Annotated in this window: 21 protein-coding genes and 1 tRNA gene; 14 read left to right on the top strand and 8 right to left on the bottom strand. The window is 68.1% G+C overall.

What is annotated here, in order from left to right; genetic code table 11:
- Nucleotides 1–42 precede the first annotated feature (42 nt).
- A complete protein-coding gene (locus tag ACYVDN_RS08685; protein ID WP_460570428.1) occupies nt 43–3,807 on the top strand; it encodes an AAA family ATPase in 3,765 nt (1,254 codons plus the stop codon).
- 157 nt (nt 3,808–3,964) lie between these two features.
- Nucleotides 3,965–4,192 (top strand): hypothetical protein, encoded by a 228-nt coding sequence (locus tag ACYVDN_RS08680; RefSeq protein WP_460570426.1) that lies wholly within the window; start codon nt 3,965–3,967, stop codon nt 4,190–4,192.
- Nucleotides 4,193–4,264: 72 nt separating this feature from the next.
- Here the strand turns inward: ACYVDN_RS08680 and mscL are convergent, their stop codons facing one another.
- The 3 genes from mscL to ACYVDN_RS08665 all read right to left on the bottom strand — a co-directional run bounded on the left by mscL (nt 4,265) and on the right by ACYVDN_RS08665 (nt 5,823).
- Nucleotides 4,265–4,741: an MscL family protein gene (gene mscL, locus ACYVDN_RS08675; protein WP_460572299.1), complete on the bottom strand. Its 477-nt coding sequence runs from the start codon at nt 4,739–4,741 to the stop codon at nt 4,265–4,267.
- A 90-nt stretch (nt 4,742–4,831) separates the two neighbouring features.
- Nucleotides 4,832–5,179: an FmdB family zinc ribbon protein gene (locus ACYVDN_RS08670; RefSeq protein ID WP_460572297.1), complete on the bottom strand. Its 348-nt coding sequence runs from the start codon at nt 5,177–5,179 to the stop codon at nt 4,832–4,834.
- 62 nt (nt 5,180–5,241) lie between these two features.
- Nucleotides 5,242–5,823 (bottom strand): 5-formyltetrahydrofolate cyclo-ligase, encoded by a 582-nt coding sequence (locus ACYVDN_RS08665; RefSeq protein WP_460570424.1) that lies wholly within the window; start codon nt 5,821–5,823, stop codon nt 5,242–5,244.
- Nucleotides 5,824–5,899: 76 nt separating this feature from the next.
- Here ACYVDN_RS08665 and galU point away from each other — a divergent pair, with 76 nt between their 5' ends.
- The 5 genes from galU to ACYVDN_RS08640 all read left to right on the top strand — a co-directional run bounded on the left by galU (nt 5,900) and on the right by ACYVDN_RS08640 (nt 10,556).
- On the top strand, nt 5,900–6,832 hold the full coding sequence (gene galU / locus ACYVDN_RS08660) for a UTP--glucose-1-phosphate uridylyltransferase (protein WP_460570422.1): 933 nt from the start codon (nt 5,900–5,902) through the stop codon (nt 6,830–6,832).
- Between the two features lie 43 nt (nt 6,833–6,875).
- Nucleotides 6,876–7,529, top strand: a complete 654-nt coding sequence (locus ACYVDN_RS08655) for a GNAT family N-acetyltransferase (RefSeq protein WP_460570420.1) — start codon at nt 6,876–6,878, stop codon at nt 7,527–7,529.
- Between the two features lie 139 nt (nt 7,530–7,668).
- Nucleotides 7,669–8,631, top strand: a complete 963-nt coding sequence (locus ACYVDN_RS08650; protein WP_460570418.1) for a hypothetical protein — start codon at nt 7,669–7,671, stop codon at nt 8,629–8,631.
- A gap of 68 nt (nt 8,632–8,699) precedes the next feature.
- Nucleotides 8,700–10,403, top strand: a complete 1,704-nt coding sequence (locus tag ACYVDN_RS08645) for a class I adenylate-forming enzyme family protein (RefSeq protein ID WP_460570416.1) — start codon at nt 8,700–8,702, stop codon at nt 10,401–10,403.
- Nucleotides 10,404–10,480: 77 nt separating this feature from the next.
- Nucleotides 10,481–10,556 (top strand) — tRNA-Ala (locus ACYVDN_RS08640).
- A gap of 145 nt (nt 10,557–10,701) precedes the next feature.
- Here the strand turns inward: ACYVDN_RS08640 and ACYVDN_RS08635 are convergent.
- The gene (locus ACYVDN_RS08635) at nt 10,702–12,654 is read right to left on the bottom strand and encodes a metallophosphoesterase family protein (protein ID WP_460570414.1); all 1,953 of its coding nucleotides are present in this window, start codon (nt 12,652–12,654) and stop codon (nt 10,702–10,704) included.
- 186 nt (nt 12,655–12,840) lie between these two features.
- Nucleotides 12,841–13,386 (bottom strand): CGNR zinc finger domain-containing protein, encoded by a 546-nt coding sequence (locus ACYVDN_RS08630; RefSeq protein WP_460570412.1) that lies wholly within the window; start codon nt 13,384–13,386, stop codon nt 12,841–12,843.
- A 26-nt stretch (nt 13,387–13,412) separates the two neighbouring features.
- On the opposite strand from ACYVDN_RS08630, the gene ACYVDN_RS08625 reads away from it, so the two are divergent.
- The 3 genes from ACYVDN_RS08625 to ACYVDN_RS08615 are packed head-to-tail and all read left to right on the top strand — an operon-like array spanning nt 13,413 to nt 16,539.
- On the top strand, nt 13,413–14,735 hold the full coding sequence (locus ACYVDN_RS08625; RefSeq protein ID WP_460570410.1) for an MFS transporter: 1,323 nt from the start codon (nt 13,413–13,415) through the stop codon (nt 14,733–14,735).
- 55 nt (nt 14,736–14,790) lie between these two features.
- Nucleotides 14,791–16,059 (top strand): NAD(P)/FAD-dependent oxidoreductase, encoded by a 1,269-nt coding sequence (locus ACYVDN_RS08620; RefSeq protein WP_460570408.1) that lies wholly within the window; start codon nt 14,791–14,793, stop codon nt 16,057–16,059.
- A gap of 57 nt (nt 16,060–16,116) precedes the next feature.
- Entirely contained in the window at nt 16,117–16,539 is a 423-nt protein-coding gene (locus ACYVDN_RS08615) for a hypothetical protein (protein ID WP_460570406.1), read from the top strand.
- 3 nt (nt 16,540–16,542) lie between these two features.
- Here ACYVDN_RS08615 and ACYVDN_RS08610 read toward each other — a convergent pair whose 3' ends face one another.
- Together ACYVDN_RS08610 and ACYVDN_RS08605 are read right to left on the bottom strand one after the other, a co-directional pair.
- Nucleotides 16,543–17,274 carry a VIT1/CCC1 transporter family protein gene (locus tag ACYVDN_RS08610; protein ID WP_460570404.1) on the bottom strand — a complete coding sequence of 244 codons (732 nt, stop codon included), beginning with the start codon at nt 17,272–17,274 and terminating at the stop codon, nt 16,543–16,545.
- Between the two features lie 62 nt (nt 17,275–17,336).
- A complete protein-coding gene (locus ACYVDN_RS08605) occupies nt 17,337–17,933 on the bottom strand; it encodes a cadmium resistance transporter (RefSeq protein ID WP_460570402.1) in 597 nt (198 codons plus the stop codon).
- Nucleotides 17,934–17,993: 60 nt separating this feature from the next.
- Here ACYVDN_RS08605 and ACYVDN_RS08600 point away from each other — a divergent pair, with 60 nt between their 5' ends.
- Nucleotides 17,994–18,815: a Rossmann-fold NAD(P)-binding domain-containing protein gene (locus tag ACYVDN_RS08600; RefSeq protein ID WP_460570400.1), complete on the top strand. Its 822-nt coding sequence runs from the start codon at nt 17,994–17,996 to the stop codon at nt 18,813–18,815.
- A gap of 9 nt (nt 18,816–18,824) precedes the next feature.
- Here ACYVDN_RS08600 and ACYVDN_RS08595 read toward each other — a convergent pair whose 3' ends face one another.
- Nucleotides 18,825–20,186 (bottom strand): DUF1254 domain-containing protein, encoded by a 1,362-nt coding sequence (locus ACYVDN_RS08595; protein ID WP_460570398.1) that lies wholly within the window; start codon nt 20,184–20,186, stop codon nt 18,825–18,827.
- 328 nt (nt 20,187–20,514) lie between these two features.
- On the opposite strand from ACYVDN_RS08595, the gene ACYVDN_RS08590 reads away from it, so the two are divergent.
- The 3 genes from ACYVDN_RS08590 to ACYVDN_RS08580 are packed head-to-tail and all read left to right on the top strand — an operon-like array spanning nt 20,515 to nt 24,568.
- Nucleotides 20,515–21,597 carry an ABC transporter substrate-binding protein gene (locus ACYVDN_RS08590; protein ID WP_460570396.1) on the top strand — a complete coding sequence of 361 codons (1,083 nt, stop codon included), beginning with the start codon at nt 20,515–20,517 and terminating at the stop codon, nt 21,595–21,597.
- Between the two features lie 20 nt (nt 21,598–21,617).
- Entirely contained in the window at nt 21,618–23,414 is a 1,797-nt protein-coding gene (locus ACYVDN_RS08585; protein WP_460570393.1) for an ABC transporter permease, read from the top strand.
- Nucleotides 23,411–24,568: an ABC transporter ATP-binding protein gene (locus ACYVDN_RS08580; RefSeq protein WP_460570390.1), complete on the top strand. Its 1,158-nt coding sequence runs from the start codon at nt 23,411–23,413 to the stop codon at nt 24,566–24,568. Before ACYVDN_RS08585 ends, ACYVDN_RS08580 begins: the two co-directional genes overlap by 4 nt.
- Nucleotides 24,569–24,574 lie beyond the last annotated feature (6 nt).

The following is a 24,574-nucleotide window of genomic DNA, read 5'->3' as shown; positions in this document are numbered from 1 at the left end:
GCTTCACCGGCATCCGCGCCCATGCCGCATAGGGTTTTGCGTGTGCGGAGACTGGAGAAGCGGCAGAGCGTCGACTTCACATCGCTGGAAGCGGTGGAGGACTCCGCCCTCGACCCCCGCACGGCGACGGGTCCGTACACCGTCACCCTCGGTGATCCTCACGTGACGCCCGGCAACATCGCCGAGCCGACGTGGGCCGAATGGCGCGACGAGGTCGCCGCGATCGGCGGACCGTCGCCCCTGCTGCACTTCGTCGACACCCCGCGCACCCGCATCGAGCTGAGCGCCACGCATCCAGGCGGCCTCCCGCAGTTCATCACCGGCGACCGCACGCTTCTCTCCAGCCTGATCCGCGACGACATCGCCCTCCGCACGGCGAAGGCCGCGGCGGGCGCCGTCACCGCAAAGGGCATCGAGCTGCGAGCCGTACGCGGCATCGACGCCGTGCACCTCGGGGTCGGACTCGCCCGCTGGCGAAACGGAGCCGATGACTTCAGCGCCCCCGTGCTTCTGCGGCCCGTCGCCATCCGTCGTTACGGCCGCGACTTCGAGCTCAAGCTCCGCGGCAGAACCTTCCTCAACCCCGAGCTGAAGCGTGCGCTGCACGAGCAGTTCCACATCGAGCTCGACGCAGAGGCGTTCGTCGCGCTCAGCGAGGTGGGCGGGGTCTTCAAGCCGCAGCCGGTGATCGACCGCCTGCGCGGGCTCACGAGTCACCTCGAATGGTTCGCCGTTCAGCCGAGGCTCGTGGTGTCATCCTTCGCCGATGTCGCACACAGCATGACCGACGACCTTGGCGACTTCGACCACGATGTGCTCAGCGCCCTCGCGGGCAACCCGACGGCGAGGGACCGGGTCGAGGCCGCGTTCACACCCGCCGAGGTGGTGCCGGTCGACAACCGTCCCCCGTCGATCGACACGATGCTCGTGGATGCCGACCCCGAGCAGGAGCGCGTCGTCGCCCAGATCTCGAACGGCAACTCCATCGTCGTGAAGACGCTGCCTGGCACGGGAGCCACGCAGACCATCGTGAACGCCATCGGCGCTCTCGTCGCGCAGAGCAGGCGAGTGCTCGTCGTGAGCCCACGGCGCTCGAGTCTCGACGCCATCGCACATCGGCTCGACCAGGTCGGCCTCGGTGGTGCGGCCGCCGCGACCCGAAGTGTTCGACGCGATCTGATCCGCTCGATCACCCGCAACGAGAAGAGCGCCAAGCCCGACGTCGATGAGGTGGATGACGCACTCTCACGCCTGCGCAGGGTGCTGCTCGACTACCGAGGCGCCCTGACGGCACCGGATGCGGCCTTCAAGGTCAGCGTGCTCGACGCACTCGGCGAGCTCGCAAGGCTCGCGCTGCTGCCATCGCCGCCGAAGACGCGGGCACGGCTCGACCGTGCTTCCGTGGAACGCCTGGCCGGCGGCAGGGGTGAAGCGGCGGACATCCTGATCAAGTCGGCGGCGCTCGGCGAGTTCAGGTACGGGCCGAACGACTCGCCCTGGTACGGCGCCGACTTCTCGTCGACCGCACAGGCGACCGCCGCGCACACACTCGCGAAGAAGCTGAGCGCGATCGAGGTGCCGAGGCTGATCGATCGCGCGACCACTCTCATCGAGGGCACCAGGCTGCGTCCGTTCGAGAACATCGCCGAGCTGGGCATCTACCTGAGGCTGCTCGCCGACCTGCGCGAGACTCTCGACAGGTTCCTGCCCGCGGTCTTCGACCGTCCGCTCGACGAACTCATCACGGCGACCTCCAACCGCCGCGACACCCCGAGCATGTCGGGCTCTACGCGTCGCAAGCTGCGCAAGCTCGCCCTCGAGTACGTGCGACCGGGGGTGCACGTCGCCGACCTGAACGAGTCGTTGCGGCGCATCCAGCAGCAGCGAACCCTGTGGCAGCGATTCGCAGACGCCGGCGCCCCTCCTCGCGTGCCGGTCGGCATCGCCGACGTGCAGGTCGCGTATCAGAAGGTGTCGGAAGACTTGGCGAGCCTGGATGTGCCCCTCGGCCGCACCCGCAGCTCCGAGTCGCTCACCGTGCTGCCGCTGAAGGAGCTCACGAGCATGCTCGGCGGACTCGCCGTCGAGTCAGAGGTGCTGATCAATCTGCAGGAGCGCACCGCCCTCCTCGCCAGGCTCCGAGAGTTGCGGCTCGATCCGCTGCTGTCCGACCTGTCGGCACGTCACGTCACGAGCGAGAACGTCGCAGCCGAACTGGAACTCGCGTGGTGGCAGTCGGTTCTCGAGATCCTGCTCGGCGACGACCGTGCCCTGCTCAGTGCGAACACCAGGGTGCTCGACCGTCTCGAGGCCGACTTCAGGCTCGTCGACCAGGCCCACGCCTCTGCCTCCGGGCAGCTCATGGCCGCCCAGCTCGCGGTGCAGTGGAAGATCGCGCTCGCCGACAACCCCGAGCAGGCCGACGGACTGCGCCGCCTGTTGCGCGCCGGATCCGCCACACCGACCACTCTTACTGAGAAGGCTCCGCAGCTCGCCCGCGTGCTGGCGCCGGTGTGGCTCGCCTCACCCTACGACGTGGCATCCCTGCCGTCGGCCATGGCGTTCGACACCGTCGTGCTGGTCGATGCAGGAGCCTGCACCCTCGCCGAGAACATCGGCGCGGTGCGGCGTGCCCGGCAGGTCGTCGCGTTCGGCGACCCCGTGACCCAGACGCCTTCGGCGTTCCGCATCGCCGTCGCCGATCCGTCGGCGGCCGCCGAACCGCGTGACACCGACGAGGTGGCGGCCAAGCGCGAGGCGCGCGATGTGGATGCCTGGCACACGGCGTCCGCACTGGCGAGGCTTTCCGAGCTGCTACCGGTGTACACACTCACCCGCAGCTACCGGTCGGTGGGCGACGATCTCGCGGAGCTCGTGAACCGCCGTTTCTACGGTGGACAGATCGAGTCGCTGCCGTGGGCAGGCAGCTACCTCGGTCACACCAGCCTCTCTCTGAGCTACGTCCGCGGCGGACACGGGATGCCCGACGACGACACCGGCACCGTCGAAAGCGTCGACGCCGAGGTGGCCAGGGTCGTCGAGCTCGTGCTCGAGCACGCGGTCAGCCGTCCTCGGGAATCACTCATGGTCGTGACGGCGAGCCCGAAGCACGCCGTGCGCGTGCAGCATGCCGTGTTGACGGCATCCACGAAGCGGCAGGAGCTCGCAGACTTCATCCTCGGGGATCGCCCAGAGCCGTTCACGGTCGTCACCCTCGAGGAGTCGGTGGCGCAGAGCCGCGACCGGGTGATCTTCTCCATCGGGTACGGCCGCACCCCGCATGGGCGACTGCTGTCGACCTTCGGAGCCCTTGGAGAGCCGGGGGGTGAGCGACTGCTTGCGGTCGGCCTCACGCGTGCGCGGCGGGCGATGGACATCGTCTCGTGCTTCCGGCCGGACGACATCGACGACCAGCGCATGAAGCACGGCATCGTGGCCCTTGCTCAGGTGCTCGAGGAGGCCGCGGAGATCGAGGCGGGACCGGACGAGGTTCCCGATGACTCCGAGCCGCTGCTCGTCGACCTCGCGTGCAGGCTGGAGAAGCTGGGACTCAAGGTGCAGCTGGGACACCGTGGTGTTCTGCCGCTCGCGGCGTCATACCGAGGCAAGGCCGTCGTCGTCGAGACGGACCGGGTGCTCGGACAGGCCAGCCTTCGCGAGTCGCTGCGGCTGCGACCGGAGGTGCTGCGCCGCCTCGGCTGGCACTACGTTCGCGTGCACAGCTTCGAGCTGTTCGCCAACCCGGAAGCCGTCGCCCAGCGCATCGGCAAGCTCCTCGGGGCCATCGAGGCCGACGAGGCCTCCTAGCCCCCCTCCCCGCGCGGCGGTCTCCCCGGGCGCCCCGCCCCTGCGCATAACTCCTGCAAATCCGCGACCGGGCGCGGGCACACTCCCGGGATTCCGCGGTTCTCGCGGCGCCCACCGTGCAATCTGCAGGAGTTATGCACGCGGCTACCCTTGAGGGATGGCCGAACGCACGACGGGACGACGCGCGAAGCGCCCCGGCGCGCCCGGCACCGACCCGACCCCGCAGTCGACAGCGCCTCGCTCGAGGACCGGCGGACCGGACGGGGGAGCGGATGCCCCGGTGCGGGCATCAGAGGACACCGACCGCGCGTGGGGCGACGGTGCGGACTCCAATGACGAGCGGCTCAGGCGCGACATCCCGCCGCACTGGGGCGGCGGTCGCTGAGCAGGTGGGGCGGGGGTCGCTGAGCAGGTGGGGCGGGGGTCGCTGAGCAGGTGGGTCGGGAGAGCCTGACCTCTATGCGGTGGGCCCGTCGGCGTGACGGCCGCCGGCGTTGTCTCCCGGGGAGGCGAGCGACGCGTCGGCCTGCGCGGCGAGCAGGTCGCGGATCTGGGTGAGCAGTTCGACGTCGGCCGGCACGGGCTCGGCCTCCGGCTCGGTGTTCAGTCCCTTGCGTGCCGCCGCGCGCTCGCGCAGGTGGTTCATGGGGAAGACGAAGACGAAGTAGACGACGACGGCGACGGCGAGGAACTGGATGACCGCGCCGACGATGGCGCCGAACATCAGCTTGGACTCCCCGCCGCCCAGGGTCGGAATCGTCACGACCAGTGCGCTGTCGAGAGAGCCGGCCTTGAACACCGCGCTGATCAACGGATTGATGAGGTTGTTCACGATCGAGTTGACGACCGCGGTGAACGCGGCCCCGATCACGACGGCGACGGCAAGATCGATCACATTGCCGCGCATGATGAACTCTCTGAAGCCCTTGATCATGTGCTGTCCCTTCCCCTCACTCATCGATGGTAGGAGAGGCGCGGCTCGATCTCGTGGAACCCGGGATCCCGGGCGTTTGCCACCTCTGCGTCAGGCGGCGGAGCTGGAACTGCTGCTCGAACCGCTCGAGGCTGCGGGTGCGGCCGGGGTGGCCTTCTTCTCGCCCGAGCTCTTCGACTCGGTCTTGGTGCTGGATGCCGCCTGGTCGTTCTTCGGTCCGCTCGGCTCGTTCTTGCCGGAGGGAACCGACTGAGATCCGCCGGAGCGCGAGTCGGTGCGATAGAAGCCGGAGCCCTTGAACGTGACGCCGACAGCGCCGAACACCTTGCGGAGCGGGCCGCCGCACTCGGGGCAGGCGGTGAGCGCGTCGTCGCTGAACGCCTGGTGGATGTCGAACGCGTGACCGCATTCGGTGCACTTGTACGAGTAAGTGGGCATCGTCATCTCTCAGTTCGAAGTCTTCGCCGGTGTATGGGGGACCGGTCCGCGGGCGTGTGCCGCTAGCGGAAACGGATGATGCGGGTCGGGGTCACCGCGCCGGTCACGGGTTCGTCGTGTCTTTCGCGGGGCACCTCGTCGAGCACCTCGCCGTCGAACACGACGGCATACACCGGAGGACATTTTTCCATGCTGCCCAGGGTTTTGTCGAAGTAGCCCCTGCCCCAGCCCATCCGCACGCCCCGCAGGTCGACGGCGGCGGCCGGCACGACGATGAGATCGACGTCGTTCACCGCGATCGGACCGAGCAGTTCACCGACCACTTCCGGCCATCCGTACATGCCCTCGGTCTCGGATTCGCCGTCATCCACGGTCCAATCGAGCAGGCCGTCTTCCCTGCTGATCGGCAGCAGCACGCGCATGCCCTCGGCGAACGCCCACCTGAGAAAGGGACGGGTGTCCGGCTCGTTCGGCGCTGAGAGGTAGCACGACAACGAGCGTGCGCCGTACTGCTCGACCAGTTGTCGGAGGTTCTCGGTGATGCCTACGGTCGCGCGTTCCCGCTCGGTGACCGTCGCGTTCCTGCGGCGCTCCCGCAGCTCGGCTCGCAGCGCGCGCTTCGCGCTGGTCGGGTCGGACGCCATACCAGGCATCCTAGGGCGAGGTCCATCTCCTCATTCCGATTGCTCCGGGCGACCGGGCACCAGATACCCTGAGCAGATGGCCATCACCAAAGCCGTCATTCCGGTTGCCGGTCTCGGCACCAGGTTTCTTCCCGCGACGAAGGCAATGCCGAAGGAGATGTTGCCGGTAGTCGACAAGCCGGCCATCCAATACGTGGTCGAGGAGGCCGTCGGCGCAGGGCTGCGCGACGTGCTCATGATCACCGGACGCAACAAGAACGCGCTCGAGAACCACTTCGACCGCGCGACCGAGATCGAGTCGACCCTTGCCGCGAAGGGCGACACCGAGAAGCTGCGCAGGGTCATGTACTCGACCGACCTCGCCGACGTGCACTACGTGCGGCAGGGCGACCCCAAGGGCCTCGGCCATGCGGTGCTTCGCGGTCGCATGCACGTCGGGCACGAGCCCTTCGCCGTGCTACTCGGCGACGACATCATCGACAGCCGCGACGTTCTGCTGAGCCGCATGCTCGAGGTCGCCGAGGCCAAGGGCGCCACCGTCATCGCGTTGCTCGAGGTCGAGCCGTCGCAGATCCACCTCTACGGCGCCGCCGCTGTCGAGGCCACGGAAGAGGGAGACGTGGTGCGCGTTCGCGGCCTCGTCGAGAAGCCCTCAGTGGAGGATGCCCCCTCGAACCTCGCGCTCATCGGCCGCTACGTTCTGCAGCCCGAGGTCTTCGACGTTCTGGAGCACACCGAGCCCGGCAAGGGCGGCGAGATCCAACTGACGGATGCCCTGCAGGAGCTCGCGACCGAGCCGGGCGGCCCCGGCGTGTACGGCGTGGTCTTCCGTGGACGCCGCTACGACACGGGCGACCGGCTCGACTACCTCAAGTCGATCGTGCAGCTCGCCGTGGATCGCGAAGACCTCGGATCGGACTTCCGGCCGTGGCTCCGCGAGTTCGCCTCCACCCTCGCCGATCAGCCGGATGCGGGCGAGACCATCGACGAGCCCGGCGTAGGCAAGTAGCCCACCACGACCGTCGAGACCGACAGACGAGAACGAGCGACCCGTGTACGTACCGACTCTCAGCGATGGCGCTGTCGGCATCCGACCGATCAGGCTGCGCGACTCGCGTGCACTCGAGAAGGAGTTGCTCGACAACCGCGGGTGGCTGCGGCAGTGGGAGGCCACCAGCCCGCACGCTCCTGTCTCGTTCGATACCAGGGCGAGCATCAGGTCCCTTCAGGCCTCGGCGAGGTCCGGCCACGGGCTGCCGTTCGTCATGGAGCACAACGGCGAGCTCGCCGGACAGCTGAACGTGTCATCCATCACCTACGGGTCTCTCGCCTCCGCGACGATCGGCTACTGGGTGGCCGAGCGGTTCGCGGGCAAGGGCGTCACCCCGACCAGCGTCGCGTTGGCGACCGACTACTGCTTCTTCCAGCTCGGTCTGCACCGCATGGAGATCTGCATCCGTCCCGAGAACGGGCCTTCGCTGCGTGTCGTGCAGAAGCTCGGCTTCAGGTACGAAGGGTTGCGCAGGCGGTACATCCACATCAACGGTGACTGGCGCGACCATTTCTGCTTCGCGCTCGTCGTCGAGGAGATTCCGCAGGGCGTGCTGCGCAGGTGGAAGTCCGGCGACGTTCCCGAGGGCGTCGCCGTCGTTCCAGAGGTCGATCGCGAGGCAGCGGCGCACCCGCTGACGCCTCGCGGCCGATGAGGCTGACGACCTCCTCGAATCGAACGGCACCATCGCAGGCTGCGCTGGGGATGCCCGGTGCGATCGGGGACACACGGCGGCCACGACCGGGCCAAGCGACCGACCCCGCCTACCGTAGTCACATGACCGGGGGGACACTGTGACAGGGGGGACGCTGAGCGGCGGAGTCGTCATCGCGCTCGCGGCCGCTCTGTGGCTGGCGTACCTGGTGCCGACGTGGTTGCGTCGGCGCGACTATCTGAACGCCGAGCGCAACGCGGTGCGACTGCAGCAGACGCTGCGCATCCTCGCCGAGACCGCCGAGGCGCCCGAAGAGGTGCACGTCGAGGCGACGGCCCGCGAGGTGGCACGGCAGCAAAAGGTTCTGAAGAAGGCACGTGCGAAGGCGGATGCCGCAGCTCGGGCCGTCTCGTCGACGCCGCCTGCGAGCGAGAAGCGTCCCGTGCTGACGCGCGAGGAGCGCGACCGGGCGTTCGCGCGAGCCGTGCGCCGCACCCGCCTCGCGACCAGCGGTGTCATGCTGGCCGCTCTGGTCGGCATCGGCGCCGGCGTCTACTCGCTCGTCATGGCTGCATCGTGGTGGCTGCTGGCGGCCTCCGTCGTGTTGATGCTGTGCGCTTTCGGCGTGCAGCGCCGACTCGCGGCACAGGTGGTGGCGCATCGGTCCGCTCGCCAGGAACGGCCGCGCGCTGTGCAGGCAGACCCGGAGCTCTTCGACCACGTTCAGCACATCGAGCCGGAGCGGGTCGAGCCGAAGCGGGATGTCAGCTGGAAGCCCCAGCCGTTGCCGAAACCCCTCTACCAGTCGCCCGGGTCGCGCGCGGCAGCAGCGATGGCCTCCGTCGACGCGGCGGTGGCGCTGCGACGGGCAGCGGTGCGAGCCGAGCTCGAGGAACGCGCGGCACGCATCGCGGCGTCTCAGGTGCCCACCTTGCCTGCCGCCACCGCGGCGCCTGCAGCGACCCTTCCTGCGGCCGCTCCTTCCGCAGGGGAGCGGACGTCCCAGCCGAGCAGGTACACGCGCATGGGCGTCGTCGCCGACGTGCAGGGCGAGCACATCGATCTCGACGAGGCGCTGCGTCGTCGTCGCGCCGCAGGCTGACGCTCTCCCGCGACGCGAGCGCGATCGTGCCTGTTCTCAGGAGAGGCGCCAAACGGTAGCCTCACGCCATGACCACGCTTTCCGAACCCGAGATCGCCCGTCGTCGTGCCGCGCTCGAGAGCACCGTCGGACAGTGGACCCGCCGCTCTTTGGCCACCGCGTTCGACGAGGCCGTTGCGAGGCATCCTGACCGCCCGTACGTGATCACGGATGCCGCCACCCTCACCTACGCCGACGTCGCAGAGCGCTCTCGGCATCTCGCAACGGGCCTGCTGGAGCTCGGCGTCGAGCCCGGCGATCGCGTGGCCCTTCTGATGGACAACCGTGCCGACTACCCGGTGGTGAAGTTCGCGATCGCGCGCATCGGTGCGATCGCCGTCGCCCTCAACTACTCCTACCGCGGCGACGAGATCGTGCAGCGGTTGAAGCAGGCAGGCGCGAGCGTGCTGATCAGCGTCGACAGGTCTGTGGCCACCGACTTCCTCGCCGTCTTCGACGAGCGATTCCCCGGCTGGGAGGCCGAGGTGCGCAGCGACGAGGTGCCGCTCCTGAGGTCGATCGTGCTGGCCGAATCGGGCTGGAGGTCCGGGGCGCTCACCGTTCCTGGGTTGTCGCGTCAGCAGGATGACGCGGAGGTCGATGCCCTGACGGCGGGCATCCTCGCCGATTCGGTCGCCGACATCGTGTTCACGTCGGGTACGACGGGGCACGCGCTCGGCGCCGAGCTGACCCACGACATGCTGCTGCGCAGCGCATACGGCTCCGCGTATCACCGGGCGTTCGACGACGGCTGGCGCATCGGCTTCGCCCTGCCGCTCTACCACGTGTTCGGCTACGTCGAAGGGATGCTCGCTGCGATGTTCGCCGGAGGTGCGATCGTGCCGCAGCGCGTATTCAACCCCCGCACCACCCTCGAGCAGATCGAGCAGCATCACATCAACGAGGTGCTGTTCGTTCCGACCATGACCGTAGCCGTCGTCGACCAGGCCGTGAAGGGCGACTACGACCTCTCCAGCCTGCAGTCCGTCTTCTCTGCCGCAGCGCCTGCGCCAGTGTGGCTGTGGAACCGCGTGATGAGCGACCTGAACCCGCAGATGATCTTCACTGGATACGGCCAAACCGAGGTCTCCGCCGCGACCGCGCTGACGCTCCCCGGTGACCCGATCGAGCTGGTGGCGACAGTGGTGGGCACCCCGAAGCTGGGCGGAACAGCGGCTGAAGGCACGGGCGTGCCTGGCGGTCGGCTGGCCGAGTACCGCACGATCGACCCGTTCGACGGGCATGTGCTGCCACAGGGCGAGCCCGGCGAGCTGGTGGTGCGCGGGCCACAGGTGACGCGCGGCTACATCGGAGACCCTGAGCAGACATCCGCAACCATCGACGCGGAGGGATGGCTGCGCACCGGAGACCTCGGATTCGTCGATGACGAGCGATACCTTCATCTCAGCGGCCGAAGCAAGGAGCTGTTCAAGGTGGGCGGCGAGCTGGTGGCTCCCGTCGAGGTGGAACTCGTTCTCAGCGGCGCCGACGGCGTGAGCCAGGCGTATGTGGCGGGCATCCCCGACGACCGCTACGGCGAGGTCGGCTGGGCGTGGATCGTGCCGACCGAGGACGTCGTGCTCGACGAGCGCGAGCTGCTCGCGCACGCCAGGACCCACCTCGCACCGTTCAAGGTGCCGCGCGGTATTACGGTGCTCGCCGTCGAGGAGCTGCCGATGACGACGACGGGCAAGATCCAGAAGTACCTGCTCGTGCAGCGCATCACCGGCTGAGCACGGTCCGGCCGCCTCCGCACGAGGCGCCGATTCCGGCCGGGGGCAGGCGACGTGCTAAAGTCTCATACGCACTTGGGGCTATGGCGCAGTTGGTAGCGCGTCTCGTTCGCAATGAGAAGGTCCGGGGTTCGAATCCCCGTAGCTCCACCAAGAAGACGATCTGTCGGACAGGCGATCGGGCGGATTGAAGTACCTCTGACCAGGGATTTTACCGCGCGCGGGGCGACGCTCAGCGACCGTCTCCCGGTTCTGACGCCATGGCCATGGCCGGGAGACGGTCGGCGACTGCGTTTCCCTACTTTGCGGTGAGGAACTCGTTGATACCGAGCGGACGGTTCACGATGCGGGTGTCTCCGATGCTTCCGTGGAAGACGATGTCGATGGCACCGGCGTATTCGTGGCCGCCGAGGAGCCAAGGCAGTCCGAGGGTGGTGAGACCCCTGGAGATGCGACTCGGGTCGTCCACGACCGGTGAGCTGTCGACGTAGAGCTTGGTGTAGCGGCCGTCGTTGACCACGGCGAGATGCCACCAGCGGAGTTCGACGAGACCCTGGCCCCAGTTGGTGGTCGGGTAGGTGTCGTTCAGCGGGTAGTGGTTGAACTGCGGCTCGCGGCCGTTGTTCGAGATCGCGAACGCGACGACGGGCTCGTTCGGGTCGGTGTTCTCGCCGTGCTTGCCGGCAGCCTGAGCTGAGCCGCGGCGGGTGAGCATGGCCGCCCAGCCGTTGTTGCCCGCGTCCCAGTCGAGCGGCATCATCACGAAGGTCTCGATCGTGTAGCCGTTCGTGAACTTCTCCGCGTTCAGCGGGGCCTTATCCGCCGTCGTCAGGTACGCCCCGTGGACCGGATTGCGGCCGCCGAGGAACTGCAGGCTGGCATGTCCCGGCTGATCGGGGTGGTGGTCGGCCGACCAGGAGAGCGCGTTGGCGGCTGTACCGGGAACCGTCACGACTGTGAGATCGTTGCCGTTCCTGGACTGGTCCGCGACCCTGGCGCCGGCCGCGAGCACGGTACCCGGAGCGCCCTGGCCATCGAAGCGCCAGTACGCCAGCGTGCCGTCGATGAGCTCGCTCGAGGCCGGGCGTGCGGGCCGCGGCACGGAGGGAGCGAAGCTCGCGAAACGCTGCTCGAAGTCGATCGGAACCGAGAAGTCGTCGACTGGGCCGGTGACGCGAGAGTGCTCGGCGGCGATCGGGCTGCGCGACTCCGGGTCCTGCCCGAGGATCCAGGGGTTCAGCGTCTCGACGTCGATCATGTTGCGCGCCAGGTCGAAGTGGTACAGGCGGATCATGGCGCCACCACCGAAGAAGATGTTCTGGTAGTTGGTCATGTGCAGGTACACGTCGTTGCCGGCCGCGTTCTTCATGGTGGTTCGCCCCGGAGGCCAGTAGTGGCCGCAGAGCGCCAGGAACACCTGATCGTTGTCGTCGATCAGCTTGTCCCACATCGCCTGCCCGTTGGCCTCGAACACGGCATTGTTCTCCGGATCCCCCGACTGGTACGGGAACACGTTGTCGTCATACGGGGAGGCGACGATGTCGTGCGAGGTGACGATCACCGGCATCTTCGGATTGGCCTTGATGATCTGGTTCGCCCAGGCGTATCCCTGGTCCGTGGTGCGCCAGTCGAGCGCCAGCAGCAGCCAGGATCGGCCCGCCGCCTGGAAGATGTGCGCGGTGTTGTAGCCGGTCGAGTCAGCACCGGCGAAGGTCTTCGAGTGGGCGAAACGCTGCGGGCCCATCGTCCGAAGGTACGGAGTGGTTCCACGGCTGTCGTCGCCGGTCACATCGTGGTTGCCCGCCAACACGCTGTAGCCCACACCGTGCGTGTCCAGAATCTGGAAGGCCTTGTCGACCTCGGTGAATGAAGTGGCATCGGCATCTTCGGTCAGGTCACCAAGGTGCGCCATGAAGACGATGTTGTTGTCGGGGGTGCCGCTGTTGTTGATGATGTAGCGGAACGACGCCTCCTGCGGCTCACGATTGATGCTGCTCTGGCTCCCCCAGTACAGGAACTGGGTGTCAGGCATGACGGCGAGCGTGAACTGCAGCGATGTGATGTCAGGGTTCCATCTGCCGATCCCGCCGGCGTTGTTGGTCTCTGCCGCCACGGCCGAGGTGGCGTCGAGGGTGACGCTGGCAACGCTGGCCGCCGCCGCGCCGGCTGCGGCCAGAGCGCCGGTGAGGAGGAACCCTCGTCGGCTGTGTCCGCCGGGCGTCGCGGGCGGATTGTCATCCACATGGCTCATTGGGGGGGACCCTTTCTAGTGGTTGGTCACGAGCGAACTCGACCCTAGAACGGGGGGTGAACCGTGGGGCATACATCACATGACGAGCAAGAAGCGCGCCATCGTACGAGGGACAAAGTCCCTCATTCGAGGCACGTCAGCGCATCGAGTCAGGGCTCGGGTCGTCGTGTCCGGTGAGGGGCGCGATTAGCGCGAAATGGCAGCCTTTCGTTCGCGGTAGCGCAGTACGGCGTGCGTGTTGCCGCATACCGAGGTGCAGTAGGCGCGACGGCCGTTCTTGCTGGTGTCGGCGAACACCCGCTCGCATCCCGGCCGTGCGCAAACGCCCATTCGTTCTGCTTCGGCCTCCACCGCGAAGATCGCGAGGCCTCCGGCGGTCAGCGCCTTGATTCGTTGAACGAGCTCGGACTCGGCATCCGCGAAGTGCAAGTGCGGGGGCAGGCCATCGTGGGTCGCGAGCCGGATGATCCGCACACCCTCCGAGAGCAGCTCGTTGATGCGGTCCGCTCTCTCGTGGGGTCCGTCGGCGGCGAACGGGCGACGCAGGTGCCCCGCCCACGCGCGCAGGCGACGCATCGCGTCCTCGTCGAGTTGACGGATGTCCGTCATGGTGACGAATGCGCCGCGCAGCACGGGGAACACCGAGGCCGCGTCCCACCGGCCCTCCCACTCGAGGTTGACGAGGTCCTCGGCAAGGCGGACGCCGATCATGTTGTCATGGTTGAACGGCATTGACCAATGACAGCACACTGGCCTGAATGAAGAAAGGGCCGTCCGTGACACCACTCCACACCTCGCTGCCGACTGATCCGATCGTTCGTGAGCGACTGCGCGCATCCGTGCAGCGGCGAACGCTTCTGGCGGTCGCCATCACTCAGATGCTCGGAGGAGCCGGCCTTGCAGCTGGAGTGACGGTCGGTGCGCTTCTCGCGCAGCAGATGCTGGGCGGCGACCAGTTCGCTGGCCTGCCCGCCGCGACGCTCACTCTGGGCTCGGCGCTCACCGCGTTCCTGGTGGGAAGGATCAGCCAGCGCTTCGGTAGGAGGCCCGGTCTCGGCGGGGGCTTCATCGCGGGCGGGATCGGCGCGATCGGCGTTGTGGTGGCCGCAGGCATCGACTCGCCCTGGCTGCTGTTCCTCGCGCTGTTCATCTACGGGGCGGGCACGGCGACGAACCTGCAGGCTCGTTACGCCGGAACAGACCTGGCGCTTCCTGCCCGCCGGGCGACTGCGGCGAGCATCGGGATGGTCGCGACGACCGCGGGCGCCGTGCTCGGACCGAACCTGGTCACGCCGATGGGCGGGGTCGCGGCGGCCTGGGGCATCCCGGCGCTCGCGGGCCCGTTCATCCTCGCCGCAGCCGCATATCTCGCCGCCGGGACGGCGCTGCTGGTGCTGCTCAGACCGGACCCGCTACTGCTCTCGGAGCGGCTGTTCCGGCCTGACGCGGCGTCAGGTGACGTTGCGCCCGGCGGGACGATACCGGCCGGGACGGCGCAGCCCTCCCGTAAGCGACGTCCCACCCGAGGCGTCGTGATCGGGGCGACCGTGATGGTGGTCGCCCAGATCGTGATGACGGGCATCATGACGATGACCCCGGTGCACATGGAGATGGACCACCACGGTCTCGGCGCCGTCGGGGTGGTGATCGGCATCCACATCGCGGCGATGTACCTTCCTTCCCTGGTGACGGGGATCTTGGTCGACCGCGTCGGACGCACGACGATGGCGATCGCGTCCGGCGTCGCGCTTCTCCTCGCGGGCGTCACGGCCGCGACCGCCGGTGATTCGCTGGTCGCCGCCATCGGGGCGCTGACGCTGCTCGGGCTGGGGTGGAACTTCGGGATCATCGCCGGCACCGCGATGATCATCGACGCCACCTCGCCGGACATCCGCGCTCGGACGCAGGGGAGCGTCGACGTGCTCATCGCGCTTGCCGGGGCCGGCGGCGGCGCTATGTCGGGCGTCGTGATGGCGGCCGGTGGCTACGACGTGCTCGCGCTGGGTGGCGCGGTGCTCGCGGTGGCATTGATTCCCGTGGTCGCGATCAAGACCGCCCGACCACGTGCAGCGACGGACTGACGGGGCGGACCGGTTGACGCGTACGAGTCCATCTGAGCGGTGCTAGCATCCTCGCGTGGAACCGGCTGCGCGTGGACGCATGGCGATCATCGGCGGCGGCATGGCCGGGGTCTCGACCGCATACTTCTGCGGTTCCGGCTGGTCTGTCGACCTCTTCGAGGAACAGCCACGACTCGGCGGGAACGCCGCGACAGTGGTCGTCGACGGCGTGCCCGTCGACCTCGGAGCCGAGACCTTCAATCCGGCGACGCATCCCTGGTACTGGTCGCTCCTGAAAGAGGTCGGGGCAGACACGACGGTCATCGAACTGCCCGGGACGTTGTCGGTCTTCGACGAGGCGACGCGGCGTTCGCGCTTCGTGTCGCGGCACCCGATGCGTACCCCGCGGCACGCGCTGAGCCTGCTGCGATTCACGCGAGCCGCCCGCCGGTTCATCGACTCGGACCCGTCAGCTGAGATCACGCTCGGGGAGTGGTTCGAACGACACACCTTCGATCGCCGCTTCGAGCGTGATGTGCTGCTGCCATGGCTGGCGTCACTCACGTCGTCCCGCGTCGAGACGCTGAGGTCGCAGTCGATGCTCGCATTCCTTGTGCTGTTCGCCCCTGCGTTCCCGTCGAACGTGTTCAGCACGCCGAAAACCTACGGGTCAGGCATCGGGCTCGGCGGGATCGTTGAGCTGCTCGCCTCGCGGAGCGCCGACCTCACCGTCCACGCCGGATCGCCTGCGCGGCGCGCGGAGCGGATCGGAGAATCATGGTTCGTCGACACGGCCGATGGGCGGTCGGGGCCCTACGAGAAGCTCGTCGTGACGGCACCGCCGTACGCGGCCCTCGACGTGCTGACCGGCCTGCCCTACGGACTGCGCGACACCCTGGGTGCGTTCGACTACTACCCGGCCAGGTTGGCGATCCATCGGGATCCGGCATGCATGCCCGCCGACCCGCGCGACTGGTGCATGCACAACGCCGCGGTCGGCGATGACTCCTGCGAGGCGACGTTCTGGCTCGGCGCCTATCGCACTGATCCGGCGACGGACCACCCTCTGCGGCTTTTCAAGAGCTGGGCGACTCATCGCGCGGTGCAGCCACGGGAGGTGCTCACCGAGCGCACCTTTCACCATCTGCTCCTCACCCCGGCCGCAGTCAGCGCAGCGCGAGAGCTCGAGCGGTGGCAGGGCTGGAACGGGCTTCACTTCGCCGGGCACTTCACGCAGCTCACCGATCTGCAGGAGACGGCGCTGGTGTCTGCGATGGCCGTGGCCGACGCTCTGGATCCCGACAGCCCGAACCTGGCATCCCTCCGCCGACAGGCTCCGGTGTAGAAACGAGGAGGGGTCCGGCCCACCGTCGAGCCAGAGCGGCAGGCCTACGATGCGATCATGAGCGAGATTCCGGACGGAAAGCCCGATCCGCTGGAGAAGGCGCGGTACGAGACCGCCGTGCAGCTCGGATATCTCAACGCCGGGGAGCTGGGCGGCGTGCTCGACGAGTCTCGCGCCCAGCGCGATCGAGGCATAGGATCGGGCGGCCGCATCGGTCGAAGGCGCCCGCACTCGAAGGGGATCTGGCGGGCGCGGGTGGTGTCTGCGGTCTGTGCGATCGTGTTTGCCGTGCTGACTGTCGCGTCCATCTTCGTCCTGGCACTGACTATCGGTTTCATGCCAGAAGTGACGATCGTTCTCCTCGTGCTGACGGTCGTCGCCACAGCGGTCTGGATCGGAACCTACGGAGCGGAGCGGCGGGAGATCCTCCGTCGGCACGCCCGGGAGCACGCGGAGCAGGAGCAGGGATATGGCAGGTAGAGGTCAGAGCAACAGGAGTCCGAGCAGGTAGCTGAGGAGGGCGGTGCCGAGGCCAACGGTCATCGCTCGAGCCAGGACCCGTGCCAAGCGGATGTGGCCTCCGAGCGAGGTGATGTACGACGTGATCGTGAGCGAGACGGCGACCGCGATCAGAACGACCCAGCCGTCGATGCTGACAGGGACCAGTAGCGTGATGAGAAGGGGAATCAGCGCGCCGACAGCGAACGCGGCGGCGGCGCCGAGCCCTTCGAGGGCCGGCTGGCCGCGGTGGGGCAACCCGACGATCCCGTGCTCGTATTCGAGTTGGGCGGCGAGGGCATCCTTCGCGCTGAGCTGCTCGGCGACAACCGACGCGACCTCCGGAGTGAGACCCTTGCCCACCCAGTAGTCCGCGAGCTCAGCGATCTCGTCCTCGGGGTTCGCCGCCAGTTGGCCGGCTTCCTCAGCGGCCAAGGCGAGTTGGGCATCCCGTTCAGCGGCCGCTTCCGCCCATTTCGCTCCGCCGAGACCCAGCGCTCCGGCGAGAGTGGTGACGGATGCTGCAAGCACGAGCGTGTGCTGCGTGGCGCCTGCGCCGGCGAAGCCCTCGAGCAGCCCGGAGGTCGCCACGATGCCGTCGTTAGCGTCGACCATGCGGGCGCGCAGCACCGGTGCGTCGCGGATCCAGGCGAGCAATCGGCGCGGCCAGGTGCGCACGGCATCGGTGTCGAGCGTCGCGGCGGAGTCCTCGGTCATGTCGACGTCATCTTGTACCACGAGGAGTGGTAGTCGCAGTGGGCACGCCGTCACCGGCCGCGTCATCCGATCAGGCCGGTTCTCACCATGATCGCGAACCCGATGAGGATGAAGACCACGGGGATGACCCAGTGCCCCCACCGCTGCACGATCGCGACCGTGCGGGGGTGGGCGGTCAGCAGGCCGCCGAGCAGGCACCAGGCCGCGACCGCGACGGCGAAGACCGACAGGGTGATGGCGAGTTCCGACGGAGACATCGTCCGGAAAGCCGGGGTGTAGGCGGCCACGTTGTCCGCGCCGTTCGCGATGGTCACGGCGACGACGCCCGGGAGACCGCGTACCACCGGTGCAGTCACCGGCTCGGGGGAGCGATGATCTCGGATGGCCGTGACGAGGCGCCACACGCCGATGCCGAGCGGGATCAGCCCGAGAACGCCGATCCAACGCGTCGTGACGAAGCCGAGCCCGGCGGCGGCGAGCAAGGAGATCACGACGAGGATCGCCACGCCGACGTACTGGCCGGCCCAGATCTGCCAGGGTCGGGGACGTCCGCCCGCGCGTGCTGTGGCCCGGAAGAGCGTCAGCAGGATCAGATCGTCGAGGTTCGTGCCGACGAACAGCACCACCGCGGTCGCGATGGTCGCCAGGATGTCGGGCATCACCCCACCTTAGGGAGATCGAAGGTGCCGTGCCCACGCGTGCGGCGTTAGCCTGAGCGCATGGCAGATGTCGCGGTGGTGACCGGCACGTCGTCGGGCATGGGGATGTTCGCGGCCGTCGAGCTCGCACGCAAGGGGCTCACGGTGGTCGCGACGATGCGTGACGTCACGCGGTCGGACCGTCTGCGCGATGCCGCAGCAGACGCAGGAGTGCGGGTCGACATCCGGACCCTCGACGTGGTCGACCACGCGGCAGCCGCCGGCCTCGTCGACGATGTGATCGCAGACCACGGACGTGTCGACGTGCTCGTCAACAACGCGGGCAGGGGAGGGGTCGGCACGGCTGAGCAGCTCAGCATGGCGCAGATCCAGGCGCAGCTCGATGTCAACTACCTCGCTCCGGTCAACCTCGCCAAGCTGGTTCTGCCCGGCATGCGGGAGCGCGGCTCAGGGCACATCCTCACCGTGACGAGCGTCGGCGGAACGGTCGGTCAGCCGTTCGCGGACTCGTACTGCGGCGCGAAGTTCGCGGTGGAGGGATTCATGCAGTCCCTCGCTGTCGTGGCAGAGCGGTTCGGCGTGCACGTCGGTGTCATCGAGCCCGCCGCCGTGTCGAGCGACTTCGTCGCGAACGCGGAGCTTCCCGTGGATGCCGGTGCCTATCAGCCTCTGCTCGACGCGTACTTCTCGCGCACGGCGGGCGCGTTCGCGAACGCGCAGACCCCGCAGAGCGCCGGCGCAGCGATCGCCGATGCCGCGACCTCTGACGACTTCCGCTTCCGCTGGCAGACCTCCGAGGGGGCATCCGCATTCGTCGGTGTCTCCCTCGCTGACCTCGACGGCGAGCGCGTCGCAGGATTCACCCGCCCCTGGATCGCCTGACGCCTGGCTTCAGGTTTCCGGCAGGGTGACGGCCGGCGGCTGCCACGACTGGTCGAGAATGCTCTCGTCCGGCCAGTAGGCGCGGAGGAAGAGCGAGAAGGGTCCGTCGGGGGCGGGAAGCCAGTTCGCGAGCTCCTCGGGGTCGGTGGGCGCGACGCCGCCTGCGGTCAATGTCAGTGACCCGTCAGCGGCGACGTGCAGGTTCTTGTTCTTCGTGCCGAGAGAGAACCGATGCAGCTCGTTCTCGTTGAAGAAGTGGTGCTCGTTGTAGAGCGTGAGTGACCAGAACCCACGGACCGGGGGAAGAGTACCCGCCGGGAAGGTCACGGCGTAGCGGTGGGACCCGTCGAGACGCCTTCCCTCGACATCCAGGTCCTGGTAGTAGTAGCAGGTTTCGTTCGGAGTGTTGACGAAGATGTTCGCCTTCGCCATCGCCGTACGTGAGAGGTAGTCGGTGCCGAATCGGGCTCCGTTGCGCTGGGTCGACCAGTTGCACGCCGCCGGGAGCCCGATGTTGCGGAACTCGAACAGCTCCTGCACGAGCCCGGCATCTGCGTCCACGGCGGCGCGCGTGATGACCTCGAGGGCGTGCGGGTCGGAGGTCGCCGTCGTGACGAGGGACCGGAACCAGTCGTAGAGCGCCTCCTCGCCTGGCCGCGCCGGAACCTCGTCGAGGACTGCGGAGAGCGCGTCTACGAAGTCCGTCGGATCCACCCACTTCGTCTCGGCCTCGCCCTGTGCCGCTTCGGCAGCTCCGCCGAAGCTCGGAACGTTCGCCCAGTCGACGCTCTTCATCGTGCCGTCGTACTCCGCGAGCGGGTACATGCTGATCTGCCCGAGCACGGACTGGATGGCGGCGCGGTCGTCGACGGTGTCGTCCATGAAGACACGGGGGATGACCACGCCGACGGCCGTGTCGAACCGGAACACGCCGGCGATACCGTTCGGCACCTCGCCGTCCCAGTCGGTCGGGGCGAGCAGATAGTGGCCCGGCTCGGTTCCGTACATCGCGCCGAGCTGCACGAAGCCGTCGGTGCGCTGATCGACCGCCTGATACACCCAGAACCGGTCGCCGAAGTCTGGTACCTGGATGACCGACGGACCGACCTCTGCGGCGACCATGCCGAACCCGTAGGCGACATCCTGGTTCGGACAGGCGACAAGACGCTCTTGAGGTTCGACGTAATCGTGCAGCATGCAGACGCGGCCGAGCGGCGCAGCCGGCACGATGCCCATCAGCATGCCGGGCTCCGGAAGCTGTCGCATGACGCTCTGGCGGTTGTGCATGTTGATGAGCGGCCACGCCCACAGGTACGCGTTCTGCGCGAGAGCGATCAGGTAGGCGTCGGTGGTGCGGAACTGATCGGTCATCGCGAATCCTTCGGTCGATGGCGACTGTGCGGCAGTTGCCAGTGTTGCACGCCACGGCATGTGGGCGTCCTCGATCCGCCGTGTCGGGTCCCCGCCGCCTGAATGGAACCTCATGGCGACGGACGCCCGAAACCGCCGCGGCTTCAGCCGCTGTCCAGCGCCGGTTCGCATGCTCACCAGCGAGAAGGTTCGACCTTGGCGCCCAGACAGCGGCGGGCCACCCTCCGTTCACCTCCCGGCCATGTGCGCGGCAGACCGACGACACATCTGTTGCTGATCATTTCTAACGATCGTTTGTTCTGCAAAATAACTGGAACGGGAGTAGCTCATGGTCTCATCGAGGCGTCTGCTGGCCGCCGGGGTCGTCGGAGCCCTGGCCGTCGCGCTGACCGGATGCACGGCAGCGGCGGCATCGTCGTCGACAGGTACGGCATCCGCCGCCAGCACCAAGGTGGAGCCGCTCGTGCTGTACGCAGCGGAGGGCTACGACGCCGCCATGGCGAAGGCCTTCACCGCGAAGACCGGCATCCCGGTCAAGGTGGATGACGACAGCACCGGCCCGCTGCTGACGAAGATCGCAGCGGAGAAGAACAACCCGCAGTGGTCGCTGCTCTGGGTCGACGGCGACCAGGCTTTCGCATCGCTCGACCAGCAGGGCGAGCTGCTGCACTACAAGTCCCCGGTGACGCTGACGGCTGAAGGGAAGGCCATCCAGCCGTCCGACAACGCCTACAGCCCGACGGGCACGACGGTGATGGCGGCGCTCATCTACAACGCGGCCAAGACCAGCGCCGTGCCGACCAGCTACCAGGACCTCCTCGGCTCCGCCTACGCGGGCAAGGTCGGCATGAACGACCCGGCGCAGTCCGGCCCGACCTACCCCTTCATCGCCGGGGTCATGAACCAGCTCGGTGGTCAGAGCAGCAGCGGCATCAGCAAGGGCGAGAGCTACTTCCAGTCGCTCAAGTCGAACGGGCTGAAGGTCTTCCCGACCAACGGTGACACCCTGCACGCGCTCGAGACCGGTCAGATCGACTACGGGCTCATCCAGAGCTCGGCCGCGGTCGGCGAGACCATCAAGGTGAAGCCGACGGCTCAATTCCAGCCGAAGATCGTGTACCTGCCCAAGTCGACTCTGCTGCCGAGCGTGCTCGGCATCGACAAGGGCGTCGACGCGACGCAACAGGCAGAGGGCAAGAAGTTCATCGACTTCGCGCTGTCGCCCGCCGGACAGAAGGTCATGCAGGGCGCCGACACCAGCGGCGACTCGCTGTACTGGCCGATCGTCAGCGGTGTCTCCGCGCTGTCGCAGCTGCCGGCCTTCCCGTCGTCGTACCAGCGCCTCGACCCGACCTACTGGGGTGCCAAGGAGCCGAGCGTCGTGAGCTGGTTCGAGCAGAGCATCAAGTGAGTCGAGCCACCGTGCCACTCGTGGCCCCCACCGTCGTCGGTGGGGGCCACGGGGCCGTGGGTGCGCTGGATGTCGGAGCAGAGGCCCCCGCGAAGTCGTACCGCACGAGCGTGTGGCGCCGCGTACGCATCCGGCCGATCGTCGGGCTCTGGATCGTTCTCATCGCCATCCTCGTCATACCCATCGGCCTCTTCCTGATCATCGCGATCAGCCCGGCTCTGCTCGACCAGGGGACCGACTGGTTCAGCTTCGCCTCGTTCCAGCAGGCGCTCACTGGCGCGACCCTTCAGGGCTTCCTGAACTCGTTCATCATCGGAGTGGTCGCCGCGATCGCCGCCACCGGCGTGGGATTCGGCCTGGCATGGATGCTCCTGCGCACGAACGCGCCGGCGCGCACGATCACCACCGGGCTGATCTTCGCCCTCTTCCTGACCCCGTCGTACCTGATCGCGCTGGGCTGGCAGAGGCTCGTCGAGCCGAACGGCGTGATGCAGGTGATGGGGCTCGACCCCGTTCCGCTGCGCGACGTGATCTACAGCCCGGTCGGCGTCGCACTGGTGCTCACGGTGAAGGGCATACCGTTCGCGTACCTCGCGGTGGCCGCCGCACTGCGGGGCCTGGGGCGCGAGCACGAGGACGCCGTCCGCGTGCACGGCGGAGGCGCAGGCACGAGCATCCGGATGGCCCTCGTACTGATCTCGCCGGCGATCTGGTCGGCGCTCGCCATCGTGTTCGCCGAGTCCGTGAGCGACTTCGGCGTGGCATCCACCCTCGCGAACGCCGCTCAATTCCCCGTCGCGACCTACGCGCTCTACAACGCCGTCGAAGTCTTCCCGGTGAACTTCCCACTGGCATCGGCCATCAGCTGGTTGCTCCTCGTGCTCGTCGTCGTCGCACTCGTTCTGCAGAACCGGGCGCTGCGCGGACGAAGCTACCGGGTGCTCAGCGGGCGGTCGCGCGCCGGACGGGTGACGGCCCTGACCTGGCAGGCGAAGGTCGTGTGGCTGGTGTGCTTCGCACTGCTCATCCTGACGACTCTCGGTGTTCCCGTGTTCGGCGCCATCTCCGCCTCGCTGATCGACGGCCTCGGCAGCCTCGCCGGCAGCCACCAGTGGGATCTCTCCAACTACCAGCGGGTGCTCACCAGCCCTGACCTCGGCGGCCCGCTGCTGTACTCGGCAGGGCTCGCGACGATCACCGCGACGGTCGCTGTCGTTCTCGCGGTGGCGTGTGCGCGCATCCTCGCGACGAAAGGAACAGGGGTGGCCGGACGCGCGATGGACATGATCCTGCTGGGCGCCGTCGCTCTGCCGGGCATCGTGTTCGCGGCCGGGTACATCTTCACCTTCAACCTGCCGCAGGTGAACGCCGTCGGCATCCGCATCTACGGAACGACCGCGCTGCTCGTGCTCGCGTATCTCGCCACCGCTCTGCCGTCGACCACCCGCATGCTGGTCGGCTCGTCGAGCCAGCTGCACGAGTCGATGACGCACGCCTCGCGTGTGCACGGCCGTGGCGCCATCCGCACCTGGCTCTCCGTGACGCTGCCCATCATCTCGCGGCCGCTCTTGACCGCGTGGCTGCTGACCTACTCGGCGACCCTGCTCGAGCTGCCCGTCTCGCAGCTGCTCGCCCCGCCCGGACAGCAGCCGATCTCGGTCGGCATCACGACAGCCCTCGGCAAATACGACTTCGGAGGAGGAACGGCCATGGAAGTGCTCGCCATCCTGTCTGCGCTCGCCGTGGTGGGCGTCGCCTACGGCGCCTATCGACTGCTTACCCCTGCAGGCTGGCGCGCGATCGGAGCGTCGACGTGAGCGCCGAAGCCCAGGTGGATGTCGGTGCCGACGGTGCTCAGTACGCGCTGCGCATCCGGGGCGGAGGCAAGGCGTTCGGGCGCACGAAGGTGCTGTCGGACATCCATCTGGAGCTCGCTCCCGGCCGCTTCCTGGTGCTGCTCGGGCCATCGGGATCAGGCAAGTCGACCCTGGCGCGCATCATCGCGGGCGTCGAGGAGATCGACGAGGGCGTCGTCGAGATCGGCGGAAAGGTCGTCGGCGGCCAGGGAAAACAGGTGCCGCCCGAGCGACGCGACCTCGCCATGGTCTTCCAGGACTACGCCCTGTGGCCGCACCTGACGGCGGCGCAGAACATCGCGTTCGCCCTGCGACGTCGCAAGCTCGGTGCCGCCGAGACCGCCTCGCGGGTCGAGCGGATGCTCGTGCGCGTCGGCCTGGACGGCATGGGCTCCCGCTACCCCAACGAGCTCTCCGGCGGGCAGCAGCAAAGGGTGGCGCTCGCTAGGGCACTGGTCGCCGATCCTTCGCTTGTCGTCTTCGACGAGCCGCTGTCGAACCTCGACGCCGACCTGCGCGAGAAGCTGCGGGTCGAGATCGCGACGCTCGTCGCGGAGTCGGGCGCGAGTGCCGTCTACATCACGCACGACCAGTCGGAGGCGTTCGCGCTCGCGGACGAGATCGCTGTGCTCGATCGCGGACGGGTCGTGCAGGTCGGCAGCCCGGAGGAGATCTATCACCGGCCGGCGACGCCGTTCGTCGCCCGGTTCACCGGACTGTCCGGCCGCGTGGCGGGGACCGTCGTCGCCGACACGGACGGCTACGTCGACGTCAGCTCGAATGGTCATCGCCTCGCCGCCGTGGCCATCGGCGGCGATCTCGACATGGAGCCCGTCGACGTTCACGTGCGTCAGGCCGCGTTGTCGCTGCGCCCGGCAGGTGTGGCGCACGACGGCGAGTCCTCGGATGAGCGCGTCGAGGTTCGACGCAGCAGCCTTCCGGGGACCGTGGTGGACATCGCTTATCGCGGTGCGTCGTACGACCATGTGATCGATACTCCGCTGGGCCGTTTCACCTCGGTGCACGATCGCAAGGCCTGGCCCAAAGGCGAGCGCTGCACGCTCGTGATCGATGCCGCAGGTGCGTTCGCATTCCCCCTCGAGGACGACCGCTGAAACAGC

It is taken from the genome of Humibacter soli (genome assembly GCF_054779035.1).
The sequence above is the reverse complement of the archived record's forward strand: the minus strand, read 5'-3'. Positions and strand labels throughout refer to the sequence as shown.

Bases quoted from the DNA above. Each gene is read 5' to 3' on its own strand.
- ACYVDN_RS08680 (WP_460570426.1), top strand. From the start codon at position 3,965: ATGGCCGAACGCACGACGGGACGACGCGCGAAGCGCCCCGGCGCGCCC.
- mscL (WP_460572299.1), bottom strand. From the start codon at position 4,741: ATGATCAAGGGCTTCAGAGAGTTCATCATGCGCGGCAATGTGATCGAT.
- ACYVDN_RS08670 (WP_460572297.1), bottom strand. From the start codon at position 5,179: ATGCCCACTTACTCGTACAAGTGCACCGAATGCGGTCACGCGTTCGAC.
- ACYVDN_RS08665 (WP_460570424.1), bottom strand. From the start codon at position 5,823: ATGGCGTCCGACCCGACCAGCGCGAAGCGCGCGCTGCGAGCCGAGCTG.
- galU (WP_460570422.1), top strand. From the start codon at position 5,900: ATGGCCATCACCAAAGCCGTCATTCCGGTTGCCGGTCTCGGCACCAGG.
- ACYVDN_RS08645 (WP_460570416.1), top strand. From the start codon at position 8,700: ATGACCACGCTTTCCGAACCCGAGATCGCCCGTCGTCGTGCCGCGCTC.
- ACYVDN_RS08635 (WP_460570414.1), bottom strand. From the start codon at position 12,654: ATGAGCCATGTGGATGACAATCCGCCCGCGACGCCCGGCGGACACAGC.
- ACYVDN_RS08630 (WP_460570412.1), bottom strand. From the start codon at position 13,386: ATGCCGTTCAACCATGACAACATGATCGGCGTCCGCCTTGCCGAGGAC.
- ACYVDN_RS08625 (WP_460570410.1), top strand. From the start codon at position 13,413: ATGAAGAAAGGGCCGTCCGTGACACCACTCCACACCTCGCTGCCGACT.
- ACYVDN_RS08615 (WP_460570406.1), top strand. From the start codon at position 16,117: ATGAGCGAGATTCCGGACGGAAAGCCCGATCCGCTGGAGAAGGCGCGG.
- ACYVDN_RS08610 (WP_460570404.1), bottom strand. From the start codon at position 17,274: ATGACCGAGGACTCCGCCGCGACGCTCGACACCGATGCCGTGCGCACC.
- ACYVDN_RS08605 (WP_460570402.1), bottom strand. From the start codon at position 17,933: ATGCCCGACATCCTGGCGACCATCGCGACCGCGGTGGTGCTGTTCGTC.
- ACYVDN_RS08600 (WP_460570400.1), top strand. From the start codon at position 17,994: ATGGCAGATGTCGCGGTGGTGACCGGCACGTCGTCGGGCATGGGGATG.
- ACYVDN_RS08595 (WP_460570398.1), bottom strand. From the start codon at position 20,186: ATGACCGATCAGTTCCGCACCACCGACGCCTACCTGATCGCTCTCGCG.
- ACYVDN_RS08590 (WP_460570396.1), top strand. From the start codon at position 20,515: ATGGTCTCATCGAGGCGTCTGCTGGCCGCCGGGGTCGTCGGAGCCCTG.